Genomic DNA, 25,360 nt, shown 5'->3' on the forward strand with positions numbered 1-25,360 from the left:
CAGGGCACCGCCCTCGCTTGGACGGTATGTCATGGTACTCCGCCCAGCGCGCGGCTAGTCTGAGGACATGGCGGACATCTTCGACGTCATCGCGGACGGGACGCGACGAGACATTCTGAAGCTGCTGCTGGACCGATCGTTCGCCGGGGAGAACGGGACGAGCGTGTCGCACATCGTGCACACGCTCGGGGTCAGCCAGCCGACCGTCTCCAAGCACCTCAAGGTGCTGCGCGAAGCGCGCCTCGTGTCGGTGCGCGAAGTGGGCCAGCACCGGTATTACAGTCTGTCGCCCGCGCCGCTCGACGAGGTCGACGACTGGCTCGTGCCGTTCCTCGACACAGGACAGCCGGATGCCTCGGACCCCGCGACCGCGGCGCTGCCCGACTCCGCGGCGCACGCCGCCGAGGTCGTGGGCCGTGCCGCGGCATCCGCCAAGCACGTCCTCGAGAACGCGCTGAAGAAGCTTCCCGGCCGCTGAGCGACCGGGAAGCCGCTTCGTCGTAGACGGGGCCCGACGGCGACCTGCCTACCGCCGCCCTGCCTTGCGGCGGAAGAGCCACGAGCCCCACACGAACGCGACCACGAGGATCAGGGCGCACCATCCGATCGCCCACCACGGCTCGGCGCCGACGGGCGTGCCCATGAGGAGCCCGCGGATCGTCTCGATGATGGGGGTGACGGGCTGGTTCTCGGCGATCCACTGCAGCCACGTCGGCATGGAGTCGACGGGCACGAACGCGCTGGACAGGTAGGGGACGAACAGGATGATGAACCCGTAGCCGTTCGCACCCTCCGGGCTCGAGGCGGCGAGGCCGATCGCGGCGAACAGATACGTGATCGCGAGGATGTAGAGCGCCACCATCGCGATCGCGCCGATCCACTCCAGGGGGCCGGCCGTCGGGCGGAAGCCGACCGCCACCGCGACGACGATCACGACGGCGGTCGCGAGCAGGTTGCGCAGCAGGCTCGCGACGACATGGCCCGTCAGCACGGCGCTCGCGCGCAGCGGCATCGTGCGGAACCGGTCGATGATGCCCGTCTTCATGTCGCCCGCGACGTACACCGCGGTGGATGAGGCGCCGAACCCGGCGCACAGCAGGATGATGCCCGGCACGACGTAATCGACGTAGCCCCCCGACGGATCGATGGCTCCGCCGAACACGAACGTGAACAGCAGCATGAGCATGACCGGCAGCAGGATCGCCATGAGCAGCGACTCGCCGTCGCGCAGCGAGTGCCGGAGGCTGCGGCCGACGAACGTCGTCTCGGCGGTGAGGCCGGAGATGCGGGGGCGCAGCGAAGGGGCGGAGGGTGCGATGGCGGTCATGCGTACTCCTTGATCGTCGTGTCGTCGTCGTCGGCGGCGCGGGCGGACCGGCCCGAGGACGTGAGGGAGAGGAAGACGTCGTCCATCGTGGGACGACGGAGGGTCACGACGCCTTCGGCGCCCGACTCGTCGAGCTCGTCGAGCGCGCGGCGCAGGCCGGCGACCGTGCCGTCGGTCGGCAGCTCGGCGAGAAGCGCACCGTGCTCGTCGTGCAGCTCGACGGTGTCGCCGCCGATGCGCGCCTTCAGCTCGGCGGGCGTGCCGACCGCGACGATGCGTCCGCCGTCGAGTACCGCGATCCGGTCGGCGAGCTGGTCGGCCTCTTCGAGGTACTGCGTGGTGAGGAACACCGTCGTGCCGGCGTCGGCGAGCGACCGGATGACGTCCCACAGCTCGCGGCGGCTGCGCGTGTCGAGGCCTGTCGTCGGCTCGTCGAGGAACAGGATCTCGGGCGTCACGACGAAGCTCAGCGCGAGGTCGAGGCGCCGTCGCATGCCGCCCGAGTACGCGCTGACGCGCTTCGCCGCGGCATCCGTCAGATCGAAGCGTTCGAGAAGCTCGGTCGCACGGCGACGCGCGCCCCGCCCGCCGAGCCCCGACAGGCGGCCCAGCATCACGAGGTTCTCGTAGCCGGAGAGCATGTCGTCGACCGCCGCGCTCTGGCCGGTGAGGGCGATGCGCTGCTTGACGCCGAGCGGATCGGCCGTGACGTCGCGGCCGGCGACGAGGGCGGTTCCGGCGTCTGGACGAGCGAGTGTGGTGAGGATCGTGATCGCGGTGGTCTTGCCCGCGCCGTTCGGTCCGAGGAGGGCGAAGACCTCGCCCGTCGCCACGGCGAGGTCGATGCCGTCGAGCACCGTCTGGCGGCCGAAGGACTTGCGGAGCCCGCGCACTTCGATCGCTGCCGTCGTGTTCGGCATGAGGAACCTTTCTGTGTATGGCAGAAACTGTGTATGACGCTAACAGACTGTTTACGAGATACACAAGACTAGGGTTGGACCATGGCCGAACGCGAAGACCTGGAGCTGCCGCGGGGCATCGCGCTCGCGTGGGGCGTCGCGGCGAACCCGCAGCGCGGGCCGAAGCGTGAGATGAGCGTCGAGCAGATCGTCGAGGCGGCGGTCCAGATCGCGGATGCCGAGGGGCTCGGCGCCGTCTCGATGGCGGCCGTCGCCTCCCGGCTCGGGTATACGCCGATGTCGCTCTACCGCTATGTCACGGCCAAGGACGACCTCATCCTGCTCATGCAGGAGGAGGCCACGGGGCTTCCCTCCGAAGAGGCGCGCACCGCGGGGGACTGGCGGGAGACGCTCACCGCCCTATACCGCGAGCAGGTGACGCTGTATCTGCAGCATCCGTGGGTGCTCGAGGTGCCCATCAGCGGCTCACCCGTGACGCCCAACAGCGCCGCCTGGATGGACGCGGGGCTCGCGGCCCTCGACGGGACTGCGCTGACCCACGACGAACGGCTCTCGGTGCTGCTTCTCGTGACGGGCGCGTCGCGTTGGACGGGGCTCGTCCTCGCCGGTTATGCGCGGCGCCAGAGGTCGAGCGGCGAGGCGCCCGACGACATCACCCTGCACGAGGACGCGCTGTACCGGGCGCTCGTCACGGAGGACGCGTATCCGCACCTTCGGGCGGCGATCGACGCCGGAGTGTTCCTCGACGAGTCGGATCCGTTCATGTTCGGGCTCGAGCGCAGCCTCGACGGCGTGCAGGCGTACATGGACCGCGTCGCCGACGGACGCCGGCCCGAGCGCGTGCCGTGGATGGGGCTCGACGACGCCGACATCGCGCCCGACAAGCGCTACCGTGAGGCGCGCAAGGCGGTGCGCGAAGCCGAGAAGGCGCTGCGCGCCGCGCGGCGCGTGGAGCGCCAGGTCGCACGCGAGGCGCGCGAACGTGCGGCGACGGCCGCACGCAGGGCGGAGTGACGGGGAGCCGTCACAGATTTCACAGTCGTCACACCGGTTTACAGGAGTCTCGCCGGCCCCTTAGAGTGGTCGGCAGAAGACTGGGGCTTTCTGAGGGGAACTGAGATGGCGGAGTTGCCGGATGTGCGATTCCTGACGGTCGCTGAGGTGGCCGAGATCATGCGCGTGTCGAAGATGACCGTCTACCGACTCGTGCATTCGGGCGAGCTGCCGGCGGTGCGGTTCGGGCGCAGCTATCGCGTGCCGGAGTCGGCGGTGAGCGAAGCTCTGCAACGGCCGGTGTCCGACGTCGGCTAAACTGTTCCGAGGCATTTTTCGCATCTGCCCATTCCCGGGCGCGGTCCGATCGCGTCCAGACCCCGAATTGTGAGGTTCTCCGTGGGTTCTGTCATCAAGAAGCGCCGCAAGCGCATGGCGAAGAAGAAGCACCGCAAGCTGCTTCGCAAGACTCGCCACCAGCGCCGCAACAAGAAGTAAGCGGCACAGACACAAGCGCCTGTCCGGCCGGACGGGCGCTTCGTGTACGCCGCGGGAGGTTCCAGCGTGAAGTCGATCACCGTCCAGCAACTGCGCGAGCGCCAGGGCGTTCCGCTCATCGACGTGCGCGAGCCCGACGAGTACGCCCTCGGCCACGTGCCCGGAGCCGTGAATCTGCCGATGTCGACGCTCGGCGAACGGCTGCATGAACTGCCGGATGCCGCGTTCGACGTCATCTGCCAGGCGGGCGGCCGTTCGGCTCGTGTCGTCCAGGCACTCGAGGCGCGCGGCCACGACGCGACGAACGTCGACGGCGGCACGGGCGAGTGGATCGCCCTGGGCTTCCCCGTCGAGCGCTGAACGACGTGACGACGCTCACGCTCATCGGCAAGCCCGACTGCCACCTGTGCGACGTCGCACGCGAGGTCGTCGAGACCGTGGTCGCCGACCTTCCGGATGACTCGGTCCTCGTCGAGGAGCGGTCTATCCTCGACGACCCCGCGCTCTACGAGCTGTGGTGGGAGAAGATCCCCGTCGTGCTCGTCGACGGTGAGCTGCACGCGCACTGGCGCGTGTCGCCCGACCGGCTGCGCGCTGCGCTCGCCGGTCGCTGAGCCTAGTCCTCTCTCTCGACCACGGGCGCGTCGGGTGCGTTCTTCCTGACCGACTCGATGCCGTTGAGCGCGCTCGCCTTCGACGAGTACCCCTCACTCGTCGCGATCACCTGCCCGTTCGACGCCTTGAGGTTGAACCGGTACTGACCGCCCTTGTCGGTCCACAGCTCGAACTTGCCCGCCATCGTTGATCCCCTTCGATCGTCGGCTGCGACGCCGCTGTGTGACGGCGCCGTCGATCGAAACCTATCGGCGTTCCGCCCTCCAGGGGTAGAGACGGATGCCTCGTCAGCCGACGAGCGCCCGGCGAAGGCCCTCGAGGTCTGCCTCGGTGAGGCCGCCGCTGCGCAGGTACTGCGCGGACCCGCCGTGCTTGGCATCGACCCACGCGAGCGCGCGTTCGATCGCCTCGGGCGGCGTCCCGGTCGTGAGCTCCACGACAGCCGGCGTGAGCGGCACGCCGAGAGCCGCAATGCCCTGCTGCACGCGCTCGGTCCACGGGCCCGCGAGGTTGTCGGCGCTGGAAGCGTAGTCCGCCACGATCGCGTCACGGCGCGCGCCGACCGCGTCGAGCAGGAGCGCGACCGCGACACCCGTGCGATCCTTCCCCGCGGTGCAGTGCACGAGCACGGCGGACGGCTCGTCGGGCACGTAGCCGGCGACGAGCCGCGCGACTTCGGCGAATGCTCCGGCGCCGTGTACGAGCATCGCGACGTAGAGATCGCCGAGCGTCGGCAGGGCCGCGAAGATCCGGGCGAGCTGCCGGGCGTCCGGCACGGCGTCGCGAGACACGGATGCCAGCCCGGGCAGCGCCCCCTCGAGCACCTCGAGCTGCACGAGCCGCACGGGCCTCGTGGCCGGGAGGACGTCCGGTGCGCTCCGCCGCTCGAGCTCGGTGCGGAAGTCGACGACGACGCCGATCGGCGTCGCCGCGAGCTCGCTCAAGCCCTGCGCGGTGAGTGCGGATGGCGCGTCGGAGCGGAACAGGACGCCGGGGCGGGTCGCTTCGCCCGCGGTCAGCGGGATCCCTCCGGTGTCGCGGAAGTTGACGAATCCCTCGATGCGCACCGCGCCAGTCTAGGGGCGAGGGGTCTCCCGGCCGGGGCTACGGGGCGAGGCGCGTGGGGCCTCTGAAGAGGTACGTGACCTCGCGGATCGACGACTCGCCGAGCAGCAGCATGAGCACGCGCGCGAGGCCCATGCCGAAGCCGCCGTGCGGCGGGGCGCCGTAGCGGAAGAAGTCGAAGTAGAACTCGAGGTGCTCGAGGTCGAGGCCCTTCTCCTTCGCCTGCTCGACGAGGACGTCGACCCGGTGCTCGCGCTGCGCGCCCGTCGTGATCTCGACGCCCTTGAAGAGCAGGTCGTACGACTTCGTGAGCCCCGTCTCGGGGTCGCGCATGTGGTAGAACGCGCGGATCTCGGGGTGGTAGTCGGTGATGAAGACGAACTGGTGTCCGTACGTCTCTTCGACGTGCGCCGAGATCTGGCGCTCGCCCTCGGGGTCGAGGTCGCCGTCGGTGCGCGGGATCTCGTAGCCGCGCTCGGCGACGATGCGCCGCGCCTCGGCGAGCGGGATGCGCGGGAATGGGATCTGCGGAACCTGCACCTCGATGCCGAAGAGCTCCTCGATCTCGTCGCCGTGCTTGTCCTTGACCGCCTGGAACGCGACCTGCAGCAGCTCTTCCTGCATGCGTGCGACGTCCTCGTGCGAGTCGATCCAGCTGATCTCGGCGTCGATCGACGTGAACTCTGTCGCGTGGCGGCTCGTGAAGGAGGGGTCGGCGCGGAACGCCGGGGCGATCTCGAAGATCTTGCCGAAGCCGGCGGCCTGCGCCATCTGCTTGTAGAACTGCGGGCTCTGCGCGAGGTACGCGGTCTGGTCGCCGAAGTACTCGAGCGAGAACAGCTCGGCGTTGGACTCGGATGCCGAGGCCATGAGCTTCGGCGAGTGCACCTCGATGTAGTCGCGCTCGATCCAAAACGTGCGCATCGCGTGCTCGAGAGTCGTCTGCACGCGGAAGAGGAGGTTGTTGCGGCGCTGGCGGAGGTCGAGGAAGCGCCAGTCCATGCGCTTGTCGAGGCCGCTGTCGGCGGCGATCGGCGTCTCGGGGAGGGCTGCCGCCGCGATGTCGAGGGTGCCGATCTTGATCTCGACGCCTCCGAGCTTGACGCGCTCGTCGTGCTTGAGCTCGCCGTGCACCGTGAGGAACGTGCCGTGGGTCAGTTCGGAGATGGTCGTCGTGAGCGCGTGCGCGGCCTGGGCCGCGGCATCCGCCCCCTCTTCCAGCTCACGGGTGGCCGGATTGACGAGCTGCACCGCGCCGGTCTCGTCGCGAAGGATGACGAACTGCACCTTCTTCTGGTCGCGGACGGTCTCGACCCATCCCGAGACGGACACCGGGCCGTCTGCGCGGGCCTGCAGCTGGTTGACGAGGACGCGTTCAGTCACGAGCGACAAGTCTACGTGGGTGGATCGCGCGCTCCGACGGAGGTCGCCCGCTACGATGCGGCCATGACGCAGCCGCCGCCGTACGGCCCGCCCGCCTCGCCCATCGCGCCGTACCAGCCCGCGCCGGCCGCGAAGCCGCCCGCGCGCGTGTGGGACGTCGTGCTCACGGTGGTGCTCCTCGTGGGGCTGGGCGTCCTGGCGCTCATCGTGTCGTTCTTCGGGTTCTTCCTCGCGATGGCGAGCGACCCGTGCGGCGTTCGCGACTGCAGCACCGAGCTCATCGGCCTCGGCATGCTGACGGCGGTGGCCCTGCCGTGGGCGGTCCTGCTCGCGGCGGTCGTCCTCGCGATCGTGCTGCTGGTCAGGCGGCGTCACGCGTTCTGGGTCCCGCTCGTCGCGGTGCCGTTCGTCATCGGGTCGTGGTTCGTCGGAGCGTTCATCGCTGCGGCGGGCGTTCCCACAGGGTGATCGGGAGTGACCGGCGCTCAGCGCGTCCACAGAACGCGCCCACGTAGACTTGACGGGTGCCCGCCGACCGCCTCCATCTCGTGCGCCACGGGGAGGTTCACAACCCTCGCCGTGTGCTCTACGGACGACTCCCGGGGTACGGGCTGAGCGAAGCGGGCCGCCGCATGGCGCGTCAGGCCGCCGAGTGGGTGCAGAGCATGGACCGCCCGGTCGCCGCGCTGTGGTCGTCGCCGCTGCAGCGCACGCGCGAGTCGGCCGAGCCGTTCACCGAGATCTTCGGCCTCGAGCCGCGCATCGACGACCGCATCATCGAGCCCACCAACGTCTTCGAAGGCCGCCGCATGGTGCGCGCCCTCCTCAATCCGTGGAACTGGCGCCACTTGCGCAAGCCCGCGCTCCCGAGCTGGGGCGAGCCGTACGCCGACGTCGTCGCGCGCATGAACGCCGCGATGACCGAGGCGTGGGAGTCCGCCGACTCCGGCGATGTCGTCATGGTGTCGCACCAGCTTCCGATCTGGATCACGCACCTCGCCGTGGCGGGGCTGCCGACGCAGCACGACCCGCGGCGACGGCGCTGCGCGCTGTCGAGCGTCACGAGCTTCGAGATGGTCGACAACAAGTGGACCGAGGTCGCGTACGCCGAGCCGGCGGCGACCGCCGGTGCGGTGGATGTGGGGGCCGTGTGATGGGCCGTCGCTTGCGGGTCGTGGCCACCGCTGTTCTCTCCCTTGCGCTCGTGGGAGGCCTCGCCGCGTGCGCGAACGACCCGCTCGCCGAGCAGTACCGCGCGGGAGACAACAAGGGCTACATCGCGGGTGACTTCCGCGTGCAGGAGATCCCCGCCGACCAGCGCACCGAGCCGGTCGAGTTCGAGGGCACGCTCGAGACCGGCGACCGCGTGTCGAGCGACGACTTCGCGGGCAAGGTGCTCGTCGTGAACTTCTGGTACGCCGCGTGCGGGCCGTGCCGCGCCGAGGCGGGCGACCTCGAGAAGGCGCACAATGCGTTCGAGGGCGACGACGTGGCGTTCCTCGGCATCAACACGAGCGACTCGCCCGAAGCGGCGGCGGCCTTCGCCGAGACGTGGGGCGTCACCTACCCGAGCGTGATCGCGGCGGACGATGGCGCCGTCAAGCTCGCGTTCGCCGACAAGACGCCGATCCAGGCGACGCCGACGACCCTCGTGCTCGACAAGGAGGGTCGCGTCGCCGCTCGCGTGATCGGGCAGCTTCCCGACGACTCGATCCTCACCGCGCTCGTGCGCACCGCGCTGGAGGAGTCGTGAGCGTCGGAGCCCTCGTCTCGGACGGCGTGCTGTGGCTCGCCCTGCCGGTCGCGATGCTCGCCGGACTCGTGTCGTTCCTCTCGCCGTGCGTGCTGCCGCTCGTTCCGGGCTACCTCGGCTTCATCGGGGGAGCGGTGACCCCCGCCACGTCGCGGTCGAAGTCGGTCGCTGAGCGCGCGCCGCGAGACGAAGCGCAGACGACGACGATGACGGATGCCCCGACCCGCGGCCGCCTGTTGCTGGGCGTCGTCCTCTTCATCGCCGGGTTCACGCTCGTCTTCATGGCGGTCAACGTCCTGGGCGGCGCCGCCGGGCGCTTCTTCATCGAGTACGCCGACATCATCACGCGCGTCATGGGCGCCGTCGTAGTCGTGATGGGCCTCGTCTTCATCGGCGTGTTCGGGCTCGCCCAGCGCACGATGCGCCCGCAGCTGCGCGGCAACCTCGGCCTCGTCGGCGCACCACTCCTCGGCGTCGCACTCGGCGTCGGGTGGACCCCATGCATCGGCCCGACACTCACCGCGATCTTCTCCGTGTCGTGGAACCTCGGCGACCCGTGGCGCGCCGCGCTCCTCGGCCTCGCCTACTCGCTCGGGCTCGGCATCCCGTTCGTGCTCCTCGCGCTCGGGTTCGGGTGGGCGACGCGCTCGGTCGCGTTCCTGCGACGGCACATCCGCGCTGTCAACCTGATCGGGGGCGCGCTGCTGGTGCTGCTCGGCGTGCTCATGCTCACGGGCGTCTGGACGATGCTCATGGCGTCTCTGCAGGGGGTGTTCCTGAGTGTCCCGCTCCCGCTCTGACGACGAGGCCTCGACCGGCGCCACGACTGGTCGCGTGGACGCGGACCCGCTGCGTCCGTCCGATCACGCGGATGCCGCGGCCGACGTCACGCAGCCCGCGCTCGGCTTCGTCGGGTGGCTCCGCTGGGGCTGGCGGCAGCTCACGTCGATGCGCACGGCGCTCGTGCTGCTGCTCCTGCTCGCGATCGCCGCGATCCCCGGGTCGATCGTGCCGCAACGCAGCGCCGACCCGAACGGCGTCACCCAGTACTACGCCGACAACCCCGACCTCGCCCCGGTCCTCGACAACCTGAGCCTGTTCGATGTGTACACGTCGCCGTGGTTCTCGGCGATCTACATCCTGCTGTTCGTCTCGCTCATCGGCTGCGTCATCCCGCGCACGAGGCACCACTGGAAGGCGCTGCGCGCGCGGCCGCCGCGCACGCCCGCGCGCCTCGAGCGCCTCGACGACCACCGCTCGACGATCGTCGAGCTCGCACCGGGCGCCGACTCCGCGGCATCCGGCGAGACCGCCGTCGCCCTCGCCGGTGAGCAGCTCCGCAAGGCCGGCTACCGCGTCGAGCGGTACGACGGCCGAGGCTCGTACTCGGTGTCGGCCGAGCGCGGCTACGCGCGAGAGACGGGCAACCTCGTGTTCCACGCGGCACTCGTGGGCGTGCTCATCTCGGTGGCGGTCGGCGGCGGCTTTACCTACACGGGGCAGAGCGTCATCATCGAGGGGCGCACGTTCGTCAACACGATGCTCGACTACTCGTCGTTCAATCCTGGCCGGTTCGTTGACGAGGAGCGCCTCGTGCCGTACGCGCTCACGCTCGACGAGTTCTCGGTCGAGTACGTCGCGCCGGGCCTGCAGGGCTCGGGTCAGGCGGGTGACTTCGTCGCCCACCTCACGACCCAGATCGCCGGCCGAGAGGCGCGTGAGGGCGAGGTGCGCGTCAACCACCCGCTCGACATCGAGGGCGACCGCGTCTACCTCATGGGCAACGGCTACGCCCCGACGATCACGATCCGCGACGCGGACGGCGAGGTCGTGTACTCCGAGCCGGTGCCGTTCCTCCCGCAGGACGCGAACATGACGTCGCTCGGCGTCATCAAGGTGCCGGACGGCATGCCCGAGCAGCTCGGACTCGTCGGCTTCTTCTACCCGACCGCGCAGGAGCTCACGACGGGCGCGTTCACCTCGACCTACCCCGACCTCGTGTACCCGACGCTCACGCTCGACGTGTACGCGGGCGACCTCGGCATCGACGACGGCACGCCGCGATCGGTCTACACGCTCGACCCCACGGGGATGGAGCAGCTCACCGGCCGAGCCGTGGGCGTCGACTCGATCGTGCTCATGCCAGGCCAGACGGCCGACCTGCCGAACGGCCTCGGCACGATCACGTTCGAGAACGAGTCTCCGGCGGGCTCGAGCGACCTCGGCGAGTCCGTCAAGCGCTTCGTCTCGCTGTCGATCCACCGCGACGTCGGCGCGCCGTGGGTGCTCGCGTTCGCGACGCTCGCGGTCCTCGGCCTCCTCGCGGCCCTGTTCGTCGCGCGCCGCCGCATGTGGGTGAAGGTGACGCCCGACGGCCACACGCTGCGCGTCGAATACGCGGGTCTCGCGCGCGGCGAGGACCCGACACTCGCGGATGCCGTCGACCAGGTCGCCCAGCGGCACGGCGACGCCCTCGAGGCGGCGCTCCGCGAGCCCGCATCCGCCACAAGCCCGCCGGAAGGGGCGACGTAGAATGGCACCCATGCCCGCAACCGAAACGCTGTCGCTCGACTCCGTGTCGGTGCTCCTGGTCTGGACCGCGATCGCGATCTACGTGCTGGCGTTCGCCGCCTACGCGATCGACCTCGCCCGGCGCTCGGCTCTCGCGGTCGAGGCGAAGGACGCCGCGACGCGCGAGCGCGAGCTCGTCGGCGTCGGAGCCACGGCGGCCGGGGCATCCGTCTCGTCGTCCGCTCGTGAGAAGATCGGCGCCGTGCGGGCGCAGGAGGCGGCCGCCAAGGCCGCGCTCGAAGCGTCTCCCTCCCAGCGCCCGCGCATGATGTGGGCGCGCATCGGCACGTCGCTGACGGTGCTCGCCTTCCTCTTCCACCTCGCGGGCGACGTCACGCGGGGCATCGCCGCGGGTCGCGTGCCCTGGTCGAACATGTACGAGTTCGCCCTCACCGGCACGCTCCTCATCGTCGCGGTCTACCTCGTGACGCTGTTCAAGTACGACCTGCGCTTCCTCGGCGTGCTCATCACGGGGCTCACGGTGCTGCTCCTCGGCGGTGCGACGCTCGCGTTCTACGTCGAGATCGTCCCGCTCGCCGATCCGCTCAAGAGCGTGTGGCTCGTCATCCACGTCTTCGTCGCGTCGCTCGCGACGGCGCTGTTCGCGCTCGCGTTCGGCCTCTCGGTGCTGCAGCTCATGCAGGCCCGCCGCGAGGCGAAGGCCGCGGCATCCGAGTCGTCCGGCGCCGTCGTCAAGGGCAGCGGCCCCGGGTTCCTGCGCACGCTGCCGAGCGCCGACGCACTCGAGTCGCTCGCGTACCGCTTCGCGATCATCGGCTTCATCTTCTGGACGTTCACCCTCATCGCGGGGTCCATCTGGGCGAACGACGCGTGGGGCCGCTACTGGGGCTTCGACACGAAGGAAGTGTGGACCTTCGTGATCTGGGTCCTCTACGCGGGCTACATCCACGCTCGCGCGACACGCGGCTGGCGCGGCGCGCGGTCGGCATGGCTGTCGATCATCGGCTTCGTCGCCGTGATCTTCAACTTCACGATCGTGAACATGTTCTTCAAGGGGCTGCACGTCTACAGCGGCCTCAGCTGAGGGGGATGCGGCCCGGCGGATGCCCAGTCGACCCGCGACTAGACTGGGATCATGCCCGCCGCCCCCAAGCTCGCCTCCTTCCCGGCGATCCGCGGAGCCCTGAAGTTCTACCAGATCTGCTCGGTCATCACCGGCACGATGCTGCTGCTCCTGGTCGCCGAGATGATCCTCAAGTACGTGCCCGCGCTCGGGTACGAGCTGTTCCTCGGCGGGTCGGGCGGGTTCCTGTGGTTCGCCCCCGTCGTCGAGGGCCCCAACGGCCTCGAGTCGACGGGCGACGGCTTCAACCTGTCCCTCGGCATCCTCGTCGCGCACGGCTGGTTCTACGTCGTGTACCTCTTCTCGTGCTTCCGCGTGTGGAGCCTCATGCGCTGGCCGTTCTGGCGCTTCCTGCTCCTCGCGTCGGGCGGCATCGTGCCGCTCCTGTCGTTCTTCCTCGAGGTGCGCGTCGCGCGTGACGTGAGGGCCTACCTCGCGGAGCGCGAGGCGGCCGCGGCATCCGGAGCCGACCAGACCCACCACCTCGCCGGGCACTCCACGCTCACGGCGAAGATCCCCACCGAAGGCGGCCAGTGACCGAGCAGACCGAGACCTCCCAGCGCCCCGTCCTCGTCGTCGACTTCGGCGCACAGTACGCGCAGCTCATCGCGCGCCGCGTGCGCGAGGCGGGCGTCTACAGCGAGATCGTGCCGCACACGGCATCCGCCGCCGCGATCGCCGCGAAGGACCCGGTCGGCATCATCCTGTCCGGCGGTCCCTCGTCGGTGTACGAACCGGGTGCGCCGTCGCTCGACGCGGGCGTCTTCGAGCTCGGCGTGCCGACGCTCGGCATCTGCTACGGATTCCAGGTCATGGCGCAGGCGCTCGGCGGCGAGGTCGCCAATACCGGCCTGCGCGAATACGGGGCGACGGATGCCTCGCTGACGGGCGACGGCGGCGTGCTGCTGGCCGAGCAGCCGGCCGAGCAGAACGTGTGGATGAGCCACGGCGACCAGGTCGCCCGCGCCCCCGAGGGGTTCCAGGTGCTCGCGTCGACCACGGCGACGCCCGTGGCAGCATTCGGCGACGACGAGCGCAAGCTGTACGGCGTGCAGTGGCACCCCGAGGTCAAGCACACCGACTACGGACAGCGCGTCATCGAGAACTTCCTGCACCGCGCGGCGGGTCTCCCATCGGACTGGAACAGCGGCAACGTCATCGCCGAGCAGGTCGAGCGGATCCGCGAGCAGGTCGGCTCCGGCCGCGTGCTGTGCGCGCTGTCGGGCGGCGTCGACTCCGCCGTAGCGGCGGCCCTCGTCCACAAGGCCGTCGGCGACCAGCTCGTGTGCGTGTTCGTCGACCACGGCCTTCTGCGCAAGGGCGAGCGCGAGCAGGTCGAGAAGGACTACGTCGCCGCGACCGGGGTGCGGCTCGTCACGGTCGACGCGCGCGAGCGCTTCCTTTCGGCTCTTGCGGGGGTGAGCGACCCCGAGCAGAAGCGCAAGATCATCGGGCGCGAGTTCATCCGCACGTTCGAGCAGGCCGAGCGCGAGCTCGTCGCCGAGGCGGCCGAAGAGGGTGAGCCGATCCGCTTCCTCGTGCAGGGCACGCTGTACCCCGACGTCGTCGAGTCGGGCGGGGGCTCCGGCACCGCGAACATCAAGTCTCACCACAACGTGGGCGGCCTCCCTGAGGACCTGCAGTTCGAGCTCGTCGAGCCGCTGCGGACGCTGTTCAAGGACGAGGTGCGAGCGATCGGCCGCGAGCTCGGTCTTCCCGAGGTCATCGTGTCGCGCCAGCCGTTCCCGGGCCCGGGGCTCGGCATCCGCATCGTCGGCGAGGTCACGGCCGATCGCCTCGAGATCCTGCGCGACGCCGACGCCATCGCGCGCGAGGAGCTCACGCGCGCGGGCCTCGACGGCGAGATCTGGCAGTGCCCGGTGGTGCTGCTGGCCGACGTGCGGTCGGTGGGCGTCCAGGGCGACGGGCGCACGTACGGGCATCCGATCGTCCTTCGTCCCGTCTCGAGCGAAGACGCGATGACCGCCGACTGGACGCGCCTGCCGTACGACGTGCTCGCGCGCATCTCGAACCGCATCACGAACGAGGTCCGCGAGATCAACCGGGTCGTGCTCGACGTCACGTCGAAGCCCCCGGGGACCATCGAGTGGGAGTGACGCAGGACTGACCCGCCTGCGCGGGCGGCGCCCCGCGGTGTTTGATGGGAATGTGACGGAGTTCCCCGACGCCGAGTACCTCGTGCTCTCGAGCCGCCTCATCCCCGACATGGACGGCGGGTACACCCTCGCGACGCTCGCACGAGCGCGCCAGATGGCGGTCGCCGGCGTCCACGGCGGCCGCGGACCGCTGCTGCTGACGGTCGATCCCGGCACGCCCGCCGAGCACGCTCGCCATCGCGCGACGTTCGCGGGGCGCGACCTCGTGCTCGATCCATCGCGCATGCGGAACCTGTTCGACGAGGCATCCGGGCCGCACGGCGGAGCCGCGCAATGGCTGCTCGACGCAGCCCACCCCGGCTCGCCGGATGCCGCACTGGAGTACCGGCCCGTGCCCGCCGAGAAGCCGGCCGTGTCTGTGCCCATCATCGCGGGCGACCCGGACTGGCACGTCAGCGCCGCCCCGGTCGTCGTACACGGCCCCGACGGCGGTGTCGCCGGCGTGCTCGACGGATTCGGCGAGCTCTACCGCGTGTGGCTCGACCACGTCGTGCGCGAAGTGCGCGGCGAGCGGCCCGACCGGCCGGTCGTCGTCATCTGCGAGTCGCGTCAGCTCGGCGAGCTGCTCGCGGGGTGGGACGACCCGGACGTGCGCCTCCTCCATGCGATCCACACGATCCACCTCGAGCCGCCGTACGAGCCGTCCGGCCCGATGAACACGCTGTGGTCGCGGTGGTTCTCGCTCGCGGAGCGATTCGACGCCGTGCTGTGGCCGACCGCGGCGCAGCGCGCCGACGTCGAGGAGCGCTTCGGGGCGTCGGGCGTGCACGTCGTCGTGCCGCACGGTGTGCACGCCGCGGCATCCGTCGTCCCGTCATCGGATCGTGTGCCCGGCCGCACGGTCATGCTCAACAGGCTCGCGCCCGGCAAGCGCGTCGACCACGCCATCCGCGCGTTCCGCGAGGTCGTCGAGCGCGTGCCCGGCGCGACGCTCGACATCTACGGCGACGGGCCCGAGGGCGAGAGGCTGCAGGACCTCATCGACGAGCTCGGGATGGGCGCCCACATCGCGCTGCGAGGGCGGACGGATGACCCCGCCCGCGTGCTGCGCGAGGCGCTCGTCTTCGTGTCGACGTCGGCGTACGAGGGACAGGGCCTCGCACTCGCCGAGGCGCTCGTCGAGGGGTGCCCGGTCGTGTCGTACGACGTGCGGTACGGCCCGCGCGAGCTGCTCGCCGAGGGCGGGGGACTGCTCGTGCCGGATGCCGACGAAGAGGCCCTCGCCGACGCGATCGTGCGTTTGCTGAGCGATCCCGAGCTGCACGCGCAGCTCGCGCGCGAGGCGGTCTGCGCCGGGCGGCGCATCGACTCGGAGCATGTCGTCGAGTCGCTCGCGTCGGCCGTGCGCGACGTGCTCGCGCGGCCGTCCCGGCGGGTGGTTCCTCCTCCGTCGTGAGGTTTGCCCCAAACCCAGGGTGGTCAGCGTCCGGGCTGGCCCGGCCCCGCCGGTCGCCGGACCGTGTCACCGGCCCGATCGTGTCGCGCGGGCTACGCGGCGGCGGCGCGGACGGCAGACGCGGCATCCGCCGGTGAACCCCGGAACGGGGCGCCGTGCCCCGGGATGACCCACGTCGCGTCGAGGGCTGCGAGGCGGTCGAGCGATGACAGGGCCTGCTCGGGCTCGTCGGTGAACGGTGCGGGCTGCGGGCCCTCGCGCCCCGTGAGCACGTGACGCGTCGTGAGCGCGTCGCCCACGAAGACGGCCTTCGCGAGCGCCGAGTGCACCGCGATGCTGCCCGGCGAGTGGCCCGGAAGGCTCACGATCCGGGGAGCTCCGGGCAGGTCGAGCACGTCGCCGTCGGCCACCTCGACGACCTCGGTCAGGTAGGTCGTGCGCAGGCCGCCCTTGCGGAGGCCGTAGGCGAAGAAGCCGAGCGTGGGCCCGAGGCGGGCGGGGCCCATCGAGAGCTTCGGCTTGTCGCCGCCGCGCGCGCGGTCGGCGTCCGCGGCGTGCACGAACACGGGAGCGCCGGTCTCAAGGCGCAGTCGTTCGGCGAATCCGATGTGGTCGCTGTCACCGTGGGTGAGGACGACGCCGCGGATGTCGCGGATGTCGCGACCCATCGCGCGCAGCTCGGCGCGAAGGTCCGACCAGTGCCCGGGGAGGCCGGCGTCGATGAGGGTGATGCCGTCGGGGGTGTCGATGAGGTGCACGGCCACGATGTCGTTGCCGACGCGTGAGAGGTGCGGTCCGAGTCGCATGAGTGGATCCGATCGTGGATGGCTATTGGATGTAGCCATGATAGCTTATATCCGTAGCTATGAGGAGATGATCGATGCCGACGCCGGAACGGACCACCCTCGACGAGATCGTGGCTGCAGCCCGAGACCTGCTCGACGACGGCGGCCCCGCGAACGTCACGATGCAAGCCGTCGCCCAGCGGGTGGGCGTGCGCGCGCCTTCGCTCTACAAACGCGTGCGCGATCGCGAGGCGCTGCTCACGCTCGTATCGAACGAGATCGCGCTCGACCTGGGCACGCGCCTCGCGGATGCCGGCGACGATCTGGAGTCGCTCGCGCGCGCGTATCGCCGGTTCGCACACGAGCAGCCGGAAGGGTTCCGCCTCATCCTCGGCGGACCGGGCGAGCCCGAGGTGCTCGCCCGGGTCAGTGCGCCGGTGCTGCGTGTCGCCGGAAGTGCGGTCGGAGACGAGCATGCGCTCGATGCCGCGCGCCTGATGACGGCGTGGGTGACGGGGTTCGTCTCCATGGAGCTGCTCGGCGCCTTCCAGCTGGGCGGCAGCGTGGACGACGCATTCGAATGGGGCCTGGGCCGGATCGTGTCGAGCCTCGACCCTCAGACGCAAGGTGTGTAGTCAGGAGCCGGGCGCCCCTGGCCACGTCTTGCCCGCCCAAGGGTCGTAGTCCGCGAGGAGCGCCTCCTGCAGCGGACGCTGCTCCTCGGGGACGTGCTGCAGGTTCACGCGCACGCGATACCAGATCGAGCTCGACCCGCGCATGCCGTCGACGAGAACGTCTGCGGGGCTGAGCTTCTCGGCCGCCGCCGGATGCTTCGCCCTCCACTCCTCGAGCGCGGCCATCGCCTCGGGCTTCGTCTCGGTGCGGGCGATCTCGATGAGGGGCATCGTCGACACGCGGCGCCCGTCGCCGGTGCCCGCCGAGCCGCGCGGCGCACGCTCGGCCGGTCCGAGCTCCGCCGCGAGCTCGAGCAGCCCGTCGAGGACGCCCACCTCGTCGTCGAGGCCTGCGTGCGGGTCGCCGATCGCCGCGAACCGCTCGAGCACCGTCGCCACCGTGAACTCCTCGGGGCGGCTCGAGCGCACCTCGCTCCACGCGAGCGGCGTCGACACCCGCGCATCCGGCAGCGGTCTGATGGAGTACGCGGACGCCACGGTCCGGTCCTTCGCGTTCTGGTTGAAGTCCACGAACACGCTCTCTCCGCGCTCCTCCTTCCACCAGCGCGCCGTGGCGAGGCCGGGTGCGCGGTCCTCGACTTCGCGCGCGAGCGCCTCGGCGGCGAGCCGCACGTCCTTGAACTCCCAGCGCGGCTCGATGCGCACGAGGATGTGCAGGCCGCGCGATCCGCTCGTCTTCGGCCACCCCACGAGGCCGCGCTCGTCGAGCACCTCCTGCGCGACGTATGCGACGTCGACGATCTGCGACCAGTCGACCCCCGGCATCGGATCGAGATCGACGCGCAGCTCGTCGGGGTGGTCGAGGTCCTCGGCGCGCACGGCGTGCGGGTTGAGGTCGAGACATCCGAGATTGATGATCCACGCGAGCCCCGCCGCATTGCGCACCACGGCCTCTTCGGCCGATGTGCCGCGCGCGTAATGGAGCGTCGCGGTATCGATGAAGTCGGGGTGGTTCTCGGGTACGCGCTTCTGGAAGAACGCCTCCTTGTCGATGCCCTTCACGAAACGCTTGAGCACCATCGGGCGTCCGCCCGCGCCGCGCAGCGCACCGTCGGCGACCGCGAGGTAGTACTCGACGAGGTCCAGTTTCGTGAGGCTCGGTCCGGGGAACACGATCTTGTCTGGGTGCGAGACGCGCACCTCGTGTCCGTTCGCCTCGACGAAGGTCTCCGCTCTGCCTGCCACCCTCGCCACGCTAGCGAGGGCCGGATGCCGCGGCCAGGGCCTTGCACGGGTTCACGCCCCGCCCCACCGCCGACCCCCACCGATGTCGAGTGCACGACATCGCGTCGAGTGCACGACGAAGCCGCGCAGGCAAGCCGTGCAGTCGACGGCAAGCCGTGCACTCGGCGAAGAGGGAAAGGAGGGAGGGAGGAGGGTGCGGCGAACACGACGAAGGGGCCGCCCGAACCGGGCGACCCCTTCGTGAAGGAACCGGAGCGTCAGCCGTCGCCGCGCGCGATGGCGAGGATGCGCAGGATCTCGATGTAGAGCCAGACGACCGTCACCATGATGCCGAAGCCGCCGAGCCAGCCGTACTGACGCGGGGCGCCGTTGCGCACGCCCTGCTGGATCTGGTCGAAGTCGAGCACGAGCGAGTACGCCGCCATGATCACAACCAGCACGCCGATGATGAGCCCGAGCGGGATGCCCGCGACCTCCTGGCTCAGGAGGCCGAAAGCGCCACCCGCGATCGGCACGTTGAAGATCATGAGGCCGACGTTGATCAGCGAGAACACGAGGTAGCCGATCATCGCGATCATGAAGACCTTCGTCGCGCGCTTGGACGCGCGGACCTTGCCGCTCGCGAAGAGAGCCAGGGTCACGCCGACGACGGCGAGGGTGGCGAGCGTCGCCTGGATGACGATGCCGGCCCAGATCATCTCGAAGAACGCCGAGATGCCGCCGACGAAGAGTCCTTCGAACGCCGCGTACGCGAAGATGAGCGCGGGGCGCACCTTCTTGCGCGACGTGAAGATCACGACCATCGCGAGGATGAACCCGCCGAACGCGCCGATGAGCCACGGCGCGATGTTCGGGCTCGGGTTCGCCGCTGTGACGCCTGCCATCGTCCAGACCCAGCCGGCGACCGCGGTCACCAGCAGGATCGCGAACAGGCCGAGGGTCTTCCAGACGGTGTCCTCCACCGTCATGCGACCGGTTTCGACCGCACCGGCCGGCGGGGCCGCGAAGGCTCCCTCGAGCTGCGCGTTGGCTGCGGCATCCGTCGCCGCGTGCTGTGCCGACGAGACCTGGGTCGGACCGCCGATGGTCGCCGCTTGTGGTCCGCCGGGGTAGGACTGCACGGCGCGCTGGTCCTGGAACGCCGGGTTGTTAAATGCGGGGTTGTTGAGGGCCACTGCTCTCACACTCCAAGATCGGGATAGGACAGCTGAGCGCTGTTGATCAACGATATCGGACCTTCGAGGGGGCTGAACCCTGCGTGGCTGTGAGAAGGCCATGACCGGATGCCGCGCCGGCGGCCCTGCGACAGTCCGCTTGTAGCCTGAAACCGTGCCTCGTCGGTGTCCGCTCGTGATCGGACACCGCGGTGCGCCCGGGTACCGTCCGGAGCACTCGCGCTCGTCGTACGATCTCGCACTCGCGATGGGCGTAGACGCGGTCGAGCCCGACATCGTCGTGTCGAAGGATGGCGTGCTCGTCGTGCGCCACGAGAACGAGATCTCGGGCACGACGGATGTCGCGACGCGCCCGGAGTTCGCCGATCGGCACACCACGAAGTCGGTCGACGGCGTCTCGCTCACCGGCTGGTTCACGGAGGACTTCACGTGGGACGAGCTCGCCACGCTCCGCTGCCGCGAGCGCCTGCCGGAGCTGAGGACGGTGAGCGCGTCGTTCGACGATCGTCAGCCCGTGCTGCGGCTGCGCGACGTGCTGGACCTCGTGCGAGACGCGTCGCTCGAGCAGGGACGCGAGATCGGGGTCGTGCTCGAGATCAAGCACGCCACCTATATGGAGGCGCTCGGGTGGGATCTCGCGGAGCTCATCGAGACCGAGCTGCGCGATGCGGGGTGGGCGGATGGGCGGCATCCGCTCGTGATCGAGGCATTCGAGGCGACGATCCTCGACGGCCTGCGGGAGCGCGGCATCCGAGGCTCGTACATCTACCTCATCGAGGCGAGCGGCAAGCCCTACGACCTCGTCGCGCGCCTCGGCCGGGGCGCGCCCACGTACAAGCGCGAGATCAGCCCCGCCGGGCTCGACGCGCTCGTCGGGCGCGTCGACGGCATCAGCGTCGACAAGCGGCTGATCCTCGCCCCGGACCGGTGGGGCCGCACGTCGGGCCCTGCGCCGCTCGTGAGCGAGGCGCGCGAGCGGGGCCTGCGGATCTTCACGTGGACGGTGCGTCCCGAGAACGCGTTCCTCATCGGGCAGTTCCGTGGGCACGGCGGCAAGGCCGCGTTCGGCGACTACGAGGGGGAGTGGGGCGTCATCCGCGATGCGGCGCTCGACGGGGTCTTCGTCGACCACCCGGACCTGGGCGTCGCGTTCTTCGGCTCGTAGCGCGGCGCCTCAGTCGGACTCGATCGCGGTCGTGTGGTGGGGCACGCCGACCGGCTTCGACTCGCTCGACCCGCGCTGGCGCAGGAAGATCGACAGCGCGATCATCGCGCCCACCGCGAGGAACTCGGACTGCCAGTTCTGAAGCGTGCGCGACCAGAAGTCCGGCGTGCCGAGGTACTCGAGCCACGTGATCGGCGGCTGGCCGTGCAGCGCGTTCTCGGAGTTCATGACGACCGTGCCGGCGAGGGATTGCGCGAGCCACGACAGCACGAACACCGTGCCCATCACGAGCAGGAGCGAGTTCGAGAACACGACCTGTCGGAGTCCGCGAGCGCGTGCCCACGACGGCGAGTCCTCGAGCGCGTGCTCGCCGACCTTCTGCTCCTCGTCCGTTCCGACACCCTCGTCGCCGGGCTTCTTCGACTCGGGCGAGCCGCGCTGGACGAGCCAGATCGTCGCGGCGATGAAGAGGAAGAATTGGAGGAACTCGGACTGCCAGTTCTCGGCGACATCGACGACGAACTCCGACGAGGTGACGAACGATCCGAACGATACGAGCGCCTGTCCGTGCTCCCGCAGCTCCTCGTTGTGTTCGAGATACCCGGCGATCGACTGGCCGATGAGCGTGACGAGGAACAGTGCGCCGAACAGGATGCTGAGGCCGTTGTCTCTGAGCGGGCGCACGCGATCACCGCCCCGTGAGCGGAACGATGATCATGTAGGCGAGCCCGACGGCGAGCACCGCGATCCACGACCAGAACACGGCGGCCTCGCCGACTCGCGCTCCTTCTTCTTCCGGGGTGAAGTGCGCCACGATGCCGCCTTTCGCCGCGAGTCCCGCGCGGATGCGGGACCACCACAGTCTTGATCCTGGGCCCGATCGGCGGGGCGAGGCAGGCCATTGACACGTGCTCGGGGAAGGGATACCGCCCGCTGCGGCATCCGCCCCCTCACAGTGCGTCCATGTCCCAGTCGATCATGCGTCCTGGGTCGGCGGGTTGCGGGCGCAGGCGGCGCATGCGCGCCCGGAGACGCTCGACGACGACGTCGTCCACGAGTTCGTCCTGACCGTCCTCGTGGGTGCTCTTTGCGACGATCTGACTCGACGGCCCGACGAGGAACACCGCGCTCCCCGCGGATCCGTCCTTCTCCCGGATCGGGATCTCGACGCTCTCGGCTGTCCCCACCGAAGCCAGCGCCTGGCTGTAGTCGACGAGTGCGAGAGCGATGTCGTCCCCGGTGAGGTACTCGCTTCCCGCATAGATCAAGAGCTTCATGCATCGTGCCTAACAGGGGACCGGGCGGATGCGTGTGGCCCTTGCAAGGCGTGATCGCATCTGTTACCCGCCGCAGCGGGACCAACGACCCACTCTTCGCCGCGCGATTCCGCGAGCGTGGAGGTATATCGGATCGAGGAGGACCGCATGGGCAACGTGATCTCGCTGGCGGCCATCACGATGGCTGACCTGCCGCAGGTGGGCGGGAAGAACGCATCGCTGGGCGAGATGATCACCCAGCTCGAGGGGACGGGTGTGGTCGTTCCGGGGGGTTTCGCGACCACGGCGACGGCCTACCGCCGCTTCCTCGCGGCGAACGGGCTCGCGGATCGGATCGAGCAGACGCTCGCGGCCCTCGACGTCGCGGACGTCGCGCGCCTCGCGGAGGTCGGCGCCGCGATCCGCGGGTGGATCCTGGAGCAGCCGCTCACCGAGGACCTCGAGCGGGACATCCGCGTCGCCTACGCCGACCTCATCGCCAGGGAGAGCGATCCCGACGCGGTGACGTGGGCCGTGCGCTCGTCGGCGACCGCCGAGGATCTGCCGGATGCCTCGTTCGCGGGCCAGCAGGAGACGTTCCTCCACATCGCCGGCATCGAGAACATCCTGGACGCGATCACGAAGGTGTTCGCGTCGCTCTACAACGACCGTGCGATCGCCTACCGCGTGCACCAGGGTTTCGCGCACTCCGATGTCGCCCTGTCGGCGTCGGTGCAGCGCATGGTGCGCTCCGACATCGGAGCATCCGGCGTCATCTTCACCGTCGACACCGAGTCGGGCTTCCGCGACGCGGTCCTCGTGACGAGTGCGTACGGCCTCGGCGAGGCCGTCGTGCAGGGCGCGGTCAATCCCGACGAGTTCCTCGTCCACAAGCCCGGACTGCGGGCGGGACGCCCCGCGATCCTGCGGCGGCGCCTCGGGCAGAAGGCCACGGCCCTGCGGTTCGGCGAGGGCGCCGACGTCGAGCGCAGCACGGAGTACCACGACGTGCCGGATGCCGACCGCGAGCGCTTCAGCATCACGGACGCCGAGGTGGCCGAGCTCGCCCGGCACGCGCTCGTGATCGAGGAGCACTACGGACGCCCGATGGACATCGAGTGGGCGCGCGACGGCCTCGACGGTCGCCTGTACATCCTGCAGGCGCGGCCCGAGACGGTCGTCTCGCGTGAGGACGCCGCCGTCCTCGACCGCTTCGTCATTCACGACCACGGTGAGCTGCTCGCGTCCGGACGCGCGACCGGCCAGCGCATCGGCGTCGGTCGCGTGCGCGTGATGGCATCGATCGAGCACATGGATCGGGTGGAGACCGGAGATGTGATCGTCGCCGACATGACCGACCCCGACTGGGAGCCGGTCATGAAGAGGGCGGCCGCCATCGTGACCGATCGCGGTGGACGGACGTGCCACGCGGCGATCGTCGCGCGCGAGCTGGGCATCCCCGCCGTGGTCGGCACGGCCACCGCGACGGAGGACCTCGTCGACGGCGACATCGTCACCGTGAGCTGCGCGGAGGGCGACGTCGGTCACGTGTACGCGGGCCGCGCCGAGTTCACGCACGAGAAGACGCGGGTGGACCGGATGCCGCCGCTCGACGTCGACCTCATGATGAACGTCGGCACGCCCGACCAGGCGTTCGCGTTCTCGGCGCTCCCCAACCAGGGAGTCGGGCTCGCGCGCCTCGAGTTCATCATCAGCGAGTACGTCGGCATCCACCCTCAGGCGCTGCTCGACGCGGAAGCGGCCGGAGAGCCGACCCTCGACGAGCCGTTGCGCGCCGCGATCGAGAAGCGGACGAAGGCGTACGGCTCGCCGCGCGAGTACTTCGTCAAGCGACTCGCGGAGGGCGTCTCGACGATCGCCGCGGCGTTCGCGCCCAAGCCGGTGATCGTGCGGACGAGCGACTTCAAGACGAACGAGTACGCGCACCTGCTGGGCGGTGCCCGCTACGAGCCGAACGAGGAGAACCCGATGCTCGGCTGGCGCGGCGCATCGCGCTACGTCACCGAGGCGTTCGCCGACTCGTTCGCGATGGAGTGCGAAGCCCTGCGGCACGTGCGGGAGGACATGGGCCTGGACAACCTGCAGATCATGATCCCCTTCGTGCGGACGCTCACAGAGGCCGAGGCGGTCGAGCGCGCGCTCGCCGCGAACGGCCTGCGACGCGGGGAGAACGGGCTGCGGGTCATCATGATGTGCGAGATCCCGTCGAACGCGCTGCTGGCCGACCGGTTCCTCGACCACTTCGACGGCTTCTCGATCGGGTCGAACGACATGACGCAGCTCGTGCTCGGCGTCGACCGCGACTCGGACCTCGTCGCCGAGTCGTTCGACGAACGCGACCCCGCAGTGCTCGCCGTCCTGGAGATGGCGATCGAGGCGTGCAACCGCCGCGACAAGTACATCGGGATCTGCGGCCAGGGGCCGTCGGACCACCCCGACTTCGCCGAGTGGCTCGTGGAGCGCGGCATCCGCTCGATCTCGTTGAACCCCGACACGGTCGTCGAGACGTGGATGCGGCTCGCCGAGCTGGGCGCTCGCGCTCCGGCCGCCTGACGTCAGGGGATCGCGAACGCGAGCGAACACGCGCGGCGCCTGATGGCGCCGCGCGTGGTCATGTCGGCCGGGCGTTCATCGGGCCGCGGCCGGCGAGAGCAAGGCGGCGAGCTGTACGCCCCAGCCCCGCGCGCGCTCGATCTCACCCGGCACGAGGTGGCTCTTGCGGTCGACGAGGAAGCTCATCGGCTCGGCGAGCCGCTCCGATCCGAGCTTCGTCAGCCGCTTGTCGATACCCGCGGCCGCCGATCCGGTGAAGATGCGGGGCATGTCCGCGCGCGTGTCGAACGCGGCGTGCCGCGTGACTCGCGGCTCGCTCTTGAGCCACTCGCGGATGCCGGCTCCGTCGAAGCCGGGCTCGAGCTCGAGGTGCATCTCCTCCTTCGCGACCCAGGTCGCCGCGTCCGCACGCGACTCGGGGCGGCTCAGGCCGTGTGCGTGGGTCGGGCCGCCGACGACCAGTAGGGCGACGTCGTCGGGGACGTTCCCCGCATCGGCCACCCGGGTGACCGTGACGTCATGGGTCGCGCGGATGCCGTCGGCGATCGCCTCGGCGATGCGTCGGGTGCCGCCGAACATCGACTCGTACACGATCAGGACCGTACCGGCTGGTGTCTCGTTCATGGTGTGCTCCTTCGATGGGCTCTTGTCCGATCGCCGCCCATCCGACGTGCGACGTCGTTCATGACACTCCTTCGTCTCGAGGTCATTCCACCGGCGCAGCGGGCGATCCGACGGGACCA

Annotated in this window: 30 protein-coding genes; 18 read left to right on the plus strand and 12 right to left on the minus strand. The window is 70.1% G+C overall.

The window, feature by feature from the left end; genetic code table 11:
• The first annotated feature begins 67 nt into the window (after positions 1 to 67).
• Positions 68 to 478 (plus strand): ArsR/SmtB family transcription factor, encoded by a 411-nt coding sequence (locus tag BJ991_RS05800; protein WP_179488280.1) that lies wholly within the window; start codon positions 68 to 70, stop codon positions 476 to 478.
• A gap of 48 nt (positions 479 to 526) precedes the next feature.
• On the opposite strand, the gene BJ991_RS05805 is transcribed toward BJ991_RS05800, so the two are convergent.
• Both BJ991_RS05805 and BJ991_RS05810 read right to left on the minus strand, forming a co-directional pair.
• Positions 527 to 1,327: an ABC transporter permease gene (locus BJ991_RS05805; RefSeq protein ID WP_179488281.1), complete on the minus strand. Its 801-nt coding sequence runs from the start codon at positions 1,325 to 1,327 to the stop codon at positions 527 to 529.
• Positions 1,324 to 2,247, minus strand: coding sequence for an ATP-binding cassette domain-containing protein (locus BJ991_RS05810; RefSeq protein ID WP_179488282.1), 924 nt, complete (start codon positions 2,245 to 2,247; stop codon positions 1,324 to 1,326). Before BJ991_RS05810 ends, BJ991_RS05805 begins: the two co-directional genes overlap by 4 nt.
• 81 nt (positions 2,248 to 2,328) lie before the next feature.
• On the opposite strand from BJ991_RS05810, the gene BJ991_RS05815 reads away from it, so the two are divergent.
• The 5 genes from BJ991_RS05815 (at position 2,329) to BJ991_RS05835 (ending at position 4,352) form a co-directional block, all read left to right on the plus strand.
• Positions 2,329 to 3,261: a TetR/AcrR family transcriptional regulator gene (locus BJ991_RS05815; protein ID WP_179488283.1), complete on the plus strand. Its 933-nt coding sequence runs from the start codon at positions 2,329 to 2,331 to the stop codon at positions 3,259 to 3,261.
• Positions 3,262 to 3,366: 105 nt separating this feature from the next.
• Positions 3,367 to 3,558: a helix-turn-helix domain-containing protein gene (locus tag BJ991_RS05820; RefSeq protein WP_179488284.1), complete on the plus strand. Its 192-nt coding sequence runs from the start codon at positions 3,367 to 3,369 to the stop codon at positions 3,556 to 3,558.
• Between the two features lie 81 nt (positions 3,559 to 3,639).
• Positions 3,640 to 3,738 carry a 30S ribosomal protein bS22 gene (locus BJ991_RS18365; RefSeq protein WP_003792170.1) on the plus strand — a complete coding sequence of 33 codons (99 nt, stop codon included), beginning with the start codon at positions 3,640 to 3,642 and terminating at the stop codon, positions 3,736 to 3,738.
• A gap of 66 nt (positions 3,739 to 3,804) precedes the next feature.
• Positions 3,805 to 4,098 (plus strand): rhodanese-like domain-containing protein, encoded by a 294-nt coding sequence (locus tag BJ991_RS05830; protein ID WP_179488285.1) that lies wholly within the window; start codon positions 3,805 to 3,807, stop codon positions 4,096 to 4,098.
• A gap of 5 nt (positions 4,099 to 4,103) precedes the next feature.
• Positions 4,104 to 4,352: a glutaredoxin family protein gene (locus tag BJ991_RS05835; RefSeq protein ID WP_179488286.1), complete on the plus strand. Its 249-nt coding sequence runs from the start codon at positions 4,104 to 4,106 to the stop codon at positions 4,350 to 4,352.
• Positions 4,353 to 4,354: 2 nt separating this feature from the next.
• Here the strand turns inward: BJ991_RS05835 and BJ991_RS05840 are convergent, their stop codons facing one another.
• The 3 genes from BJ991_RS05840 to aspS all read right to left on the minus strand — a co-directional run bounded on the left by BJ991_RS05840 (position 4,355) and on the right by aspS (position 6,801).
• On the minus strand, positions 4,355 to 4,537 hold the full coding sequence (locus tag BJ991_RS05840; protein WP_179488288.1) for a YegP family protein: 183 nt from the start codon (positions 4,535 to 4,537) through the stop codon (positions 4,355 to 4,357).
• 103 nt (positions 4,538 to 4,640) lie between these two features.
• Entirely contained in the window at positions 4,641 to 5,420 is a 780-nt protein-coding gene (locus BJ991_RS05845; RefSeq protein WP_179488289.1) for a tyrosine-protein phosphatase, read from the minus strand.
• 37 nt (positions 5,421 to 5,457) lie between these two features.
• Complete coding sequence (aspS, locus tag BJ991_RS05850) at positions 5,458 to 6,801, minus strand: aspartate--tRNA(Asn) ligase (protein WP_179488290.1); 1,344 nt, start codon at positions 6,799 to 6,801, stop codon at positions 5,458 to 5,460.
• 15 nt (positions 6,802 to 6,816) lie between these two features.
• On the opposite strand from aspS, the gene BJ991_RS05855 reads away from it, so the two are divergent.
• From BJ991_RS05855 to BJ991_RS05895, 9 genes are read left to right on the plus strand one after another with little or no spacing between them, the layout of a single operon-like run.
• Positions 6,817 to 7,269, plus strand: coding sequence for a DUF6264 family protein (locus tag BJ991_RS05855; RefSeq protein WP_343048661.1), 453 nt, complete (start codon positions 6,817 to 6,819; stop codon positions 7,267 to 7,269).
• Between the two features lie 56 nt (positions 7,270 to 7,325).
• Positions 7,326 to 7,955 (plus strand): histidine phosphatase family protein, encoded by a 630-nt coding sequence (locus tag BJ991_RS05860; RefSeq protein ID WP_179488292.1) that lies wholly within the window; start codon positions 7,326 to 7,328, stop codon positions 7,953 to 7,955.
• Entirely contained in the window at positions 7,955 to 8,554 is a 600-nt protein-coding gene (locus tag BJ991_RS05865; RefSeq protein WP_179488293.1) for a TlpA family protein disulfide reductase, read from the plus strand. The genes BJ991_RS05860 and BJ991_RS05865 overlap by 1 nt, the downstream gene beginning before the upstream one ends.
• Positions 8,551 to 9,354 (plus strand): cytochrome c biogenesis protein CcdA, encoded by an 804-nt coding sequence (locus BJ991_RS05870; protein ID WP_179488294.1) that lies wholly within the window; start codon positions 8,551 to 8,553, stop codon positions 9,352 to 9,354. Before BJ991_RS05865 ends, BJ991_RS05870 begins: the two co-directional genes overlap by 4 nt.
• 34 nt (positions 9,355 to 9,388) lie before the next feature.
• Complete coding sequence (gene resB, locus BJ991_RS05875; protein ID WP_343048663.1) at positions 9,389 to 11,086, plus strand: cytochrome c biogenesis protein ResB; 1,698 nt, start codon at positions 9,389 to 9,391, stop codon at positions 11,084 to 11,086.
• 10 nt (positions 11,087 to 11,096) lie between these two features.
• Positions 11,097 to 12,170, plus strand: coding sequence for a c-type cytochrome biogenesis protein CcsB (ccsB, locus tag BJ991_RS05880; protein WP_179488296.1), 1,074 nt, complete (start codon positions 11,097 to 11,099; stop codon positions 12,168 to 12,170).
• A gap of 51 nt (positions 12,171 to 12,221) precedes the next feature.
• Entirely contained in the window at positions 12,222 to 12,746 is a 525-nt protein-coding gene (locus BJ991_RS05885; RefSeq protein ID WP_179488298.1) for a DUF3817 domain-containing protein, read from the plus strand.
• Positions 12,743 to 14,326: a glutamine-hydrolyzing GMP synthase gene (guaA, locus tag BJ991_RS05890; protein ID WP_179488300.1), complete on the plus strand. Its 1,584-nt coding sequence runs from the start codon at positions 12,743 to 12,745 to the stop codon at positions 14,324 to 14,326. The genes BJ991_RS05885 and guaA overlap by 4 nt, the downstream gene beginning before the upstream one ends.
• A gap of 52 nt (positions 14,327 to 14,378) precedes the next feature.
• A complete protein-coding gene (locus tag BJ991_RS05895; protein WP_179488302.1) occupies positions 14,379 to 15,782 on the plus strand; it encodes a glycosyltransferase in 1,404 nt (467 codons plus the stop codon).
• A 92-nt stretch (positions 15,783 to 15,874) separates the two neighbouring features.
• On the opposite strand, the gene BJ991_RS05900 is transcribed toward BJ991_RS05895, so the two are convergent.
• Positions 15,875 to 16,588 carry an MBL fold metallo-hydrolase gene (locus BJ991_RS05900; RefSeq protein WP_179488304.1) on the minus strand — a complete coding sequence of 238 codons (714 nt, stop codon included), beginning with the start codon at positions 16,586 to 16,588 and terminating at the stop codon, positions 15,875 to 15,877.
• A 74-nt stretch (positions 16,589 to 16,662) separates the two neighbouring features.
• On the opposite strand from BJ991_RS05900, the gene BJ991_RS05905 reads away from it, so the two are divergent.
• Positions 16,663 to 17,202 carry a TetR/AcrR family transcriptional regulator gene (locus tag BJ991_RS05905; RefSeq protein ID WP_179488306.1) on the plus strand — a complete coding sequence of 180 codons (540 nt, stop codon included), beginning with the start codon at positions 16,663 to 16,665 and terminating at the stop codon, positions 17,200 to 17,202.
• Here BJ991_RS05905 and ligD read toward each other — a convergent pair whose 3' ends face one another.
• Together ligD and BJ991_RS05915 are read right to left on the minus strand one after the other, a co-directional pair.
• Positions 17,203 to 18,447: a non-homologous end-joining DNA ligase gene (gene ligD, locus BJ991_RS05910; RefSeq protein WP_179488308.1), complete on the minus strand. Its 1,245-nt coding sequence runs from the start codon at positions 18,445 to 18,447 to the stop codon at positions 17,203 to 17,205.
• Positions 18,448 to 18,704: 257 nt separating this feature from the next.
• Positions 18,705 to 19,622 carry a Bax inhibitor-1/YccA family membrane protein gene (locus BJ991_RS05915; RefSeq protein WP_179488310.1) on the minus strand — a complete coding sequence of 306 codons (918 nt, stop codon included), beginning with the start codon at positions 19,620 to 19,622 and terminating at the stop codon, positions 18,705 to 18,707.
• A 154-nt stretch (positions 19,623 to 19,776) separates the two neighbouring features.
• On the opposite strand from BJ991_RS05915, the gene BJ991_RS05920 reads away from it, so the two are divergent.
• Positions 19,777 to 20,787: a glycerophosphodiester phosphodiesterase family protein gene (locus BJ991_RS05920; protein WP_179488312.1), complete on the plus strand. Its 1,011-nt coding sequence runs from the start codon at positions 19,777 to 19,779 to the stop codon at positions 20,785 to 20,787.
• A 9-nt stretch (positions 20,788 to 20,796) separates the two neighbouring features.
• On the opposite strand, the gene BJ991_RS05925 is transcribed toward BJ991_RS05920, so the two are convergent.
• From BJ991_RS05925 to BJ991_RS05930, 3 genes are all read right to left on the minus strand, one after another.
• Complete coding sequence (locus BJ991_RS05925; RefSeq protein ID WP_179488314.1) at positions 20,797 to 21,471, minus strand: DUF6766 family protein; 675 nt, start codon at positions 21,469 to 21,471, stop codon at positions 20,797 to 20,799.
• Between the two features lie 4 nt (positions 21,472 to 21,475).
• Entirely contained in the window at positions 21,476 to 21,601 is a 126-nt protein-coding gene (locus BJ991_RS18610; protein ID WP_281363922.1) for a hypothetical protein, read from the minus strand.
• A 136-nt stretch (positions 21,602 to 21,737) separates the two neighbouring features.
• Positions 21,738 to 22,064 carry a hypothetical protein gene (locus BJ991_RS05930; protein WP_179488316.1) on the minus strand — a complete coding sequence of 109 codons (327 nt, stop codon included), beginning with the start codon at positions 22,062 to 22,064 and terminating at the stop codon, positions 21,738 to 21,740.
• Between the two features lie 147 nt (positions 22,065 to 22,211).
• Between BJ991_RS05930 and ppsA the strand changes: the two genes are divergently transcribed.
• Complete coding sequence (ppsA, locus tag BJ991_RS05935) at positions 22,212 to 24,617, plus strand: phosphoenolpyruvate synthase (RefSeq protein ID WP_179488317.1); 2,406 nt, start codon at positions 22,212 to 22,214, stop codon at positions 24,615 to 24,617.
• Positions 24,618 to 24,692: 75 nt separating this feature from the next.
• Here the strand turns inward: ppsA and BJ991_RS05940 are convergent, their stop codons facing one another.
• Positions 24,693 to 25,241, minus strand: a complete 549-nt coding sequence (locus BJ991_RS05940) for a flavodoxin family protein (protein ID WP_179488319.1) — start codon at positions 25,239 to 25,241, stop codon at positions 24,693 to 24,695.
• Positions 25,242 to 25,360 lie beyond the last annotated feature (119 nt).

The organism is Microbacterium immunditiarum, from assembly GCF_013409785.1.
GTDB lineage: Bacteria > Actinomycetota > Actinomycetes > Actinomycetales > Microbacteriaceae > Microbacterium > Microbacterium immunditiarum.

Coding starts and splice junctions, on each gene's coding strand:
- BJ991_RS05940 (WP_179488319.1), bottom strand. CDS start 25,241: ATGAACGAGACACCAGCCGGTACGGTCCTGATCGTGTACGAGTCGATG.
- BJ991_RS05800 (WP_179488280.1), top strand. CDS start 68: ATGGCGGACATCTTCGACGTCATCGCGGACGGGACGCGACGAGACATT.
- BJ991_RS05810 (WP_179488282.1), bottom strand. CDS start 2,247: ATGCCGAACACGACGGCAGCGATCGAAGTGCGCGGGCTCCGCAAGTCC.
- BJ991_RS05865 (WP_179488293.1), top strand. CDS start 7,955: ATGGGCCGTCGCTTGCGGGTCGTGGCCACCGCTGTTCTCTCCCTTGCG.
- ppsA (WP_179488317.1), top strand. CDS start 22,212: ATGGGCAACGTGATCTCGCTGGCGGCCATCACGATGGCTGACCTGCCG.
- ccsB (WP_179488296.1), top strand. CDS start 11,097: ATGCCCGCAACCGAAACGCTGTCGCTCGACTCCGTGTCGGTGCTCCTG.
- BJ991_RS05930 (WP_179488316.1), bottom strand. CDS start 22,064: ATGAAGCTCTTGATCTATGCGGGAAGCGAGTACCTCACCGGGGACGAC.
- BJ991_RS05815 (WP_179488283.1), top strand. CDS start 2,329: ATGGCCGAACGCGAAGACCTGGAGCTGCCGCGGGGCATCGCGCTCGCG.
- BJ991_RS05840 (WP_179488288.1), bottom strand. CDS start 4,537: ATGGCGGGCAAGTTCGAGCTGTGGACCGACAAGGGCGGTCAGTACCGG.
- BJ991_RS05900 (WP_179488304.1), bottom strand. CDS start 16,588: ATGCGACTCGGACCGCACCTCTCACGCGTCGGCAACGACATCGTGGCC.
- BJ991_RS05805 (WP_179488281.1), bottom strand. CDS start 1,327: ATGACCGCCATCGCACCCTCCGCCCCTTCGCTGCGCCCCCGCATCTCC.
- BJ991_RS05820 (WP_179488284.1), top strand. CDS start 3,367: ATGGCGGAGTTGCCGGATGTGCGATTCCTGACGGTCGCTGAGGTGGCC.
- BJ991_RS05885 (WP_179488298.1), top strand. CDS start 12,222: ATGCCCGCCGCCCCCAAGCTCGCCTCCTTCCCGGCGATCCGCGGAGCC.
- BJ991_RS05905 (WP_179488306.1), top strand. CDS start 16,663: ATGCCGACGCCGGAACGGACCACCCTCGACGAGATCGTGGCTGCAGCC.